General features: G+C 66.5%; 1 protein-coding gene and 1 pseudogene. Both read right to left on the reverse strand.

All coding sequences use genetic code 11. The features are described from left to right. Positions 1-154 (reverse strand): annotated as a pseudogene (locus tag C1I98_RS45970) (tyrosine-type recombinase/integrase); the annotation flags it as partial. Continuing rightward, positions 151-453, reverse strand: coding sequence for a site-specific integrase (locus C1I98_RS39510; RefSeq protein WP_111172246.1), 303 nt, complete (start codon positions 451-453; stop codon positions 151-153). The pseudogene C1I98_RS45970 and the gene C1I98_RS39510, both read right to left, overlap by 4 nt. Between the last annotated feature and the right edge of the window lie 213 nt (positions 454-666).

Below are 666 nucleotides of genomic sequence, written 5' to 3' on the forward strand. Positions count from 1 at the left end.
GGGCTGGGGTAGTGATGAGGGCGGCGGTCTGCTCGGCCGCTGTGGCCGCGACTTCGGGGTAGACGCTGGTGTAGGTGTCACGGGTGAAGGTCGAGGACACGTGGCCCAGGCTCTCTTGGACGATTTTCACTTCTCCTCCGGCGGCGAGCATCATGGAGGCGGCTCCGTGGCGCAGATCGTGCAGGCGGATCGGTGGCAGTCCTGGGTGTCCACGGCGATGACGCGGTCGCTAACGTCGGTTTTCGGTTTGCCTTGGATGGGTTGCCAGCCGAGTTGGGTGATCTGCCAGTTGATCCCGATCGTCTTGGCCGTTTCGTTGACCTCGCGCCAGCGCAGGCCGGCCACCTCGCCCCGGCGGAGCCCGCGTAGGGCGATCAGCCGGTACAGGGCGTACAGCCGGTGGCGACGGACGTAGGTCAGGAAGGCTGCGGTCTGCTGCGGGGTCCACACCATGACGGGGAGAGTCGGCAACCCCATATCCGGTGCCGGAAGCGATCCACCCGTGCCAGAGTGATTCACATGATCCCCGCACACGTCCCCGACGAGCCACCGCTCACCTACGCCGACAGCTTCGACGTACCGGTCCTCTTCCGTGACGAGCCTGCAAAGAAGCCCAGGAGGCAGTGGCGGACGGCCAGGCACAAGTCGTGGGCGGGATCGGGCCTG

This window comes from Spongiactinospora gelatinilytica (assembly GCF_003236385.1).
GTDB classification, from domain to species: domain Bacteria; phylum Actinomycetota; class Actinomycetes; order Streptosporangiales; family Streptosporangiaceae; genus Spongiactinospora; species Spongiactinospora gelatinilytica.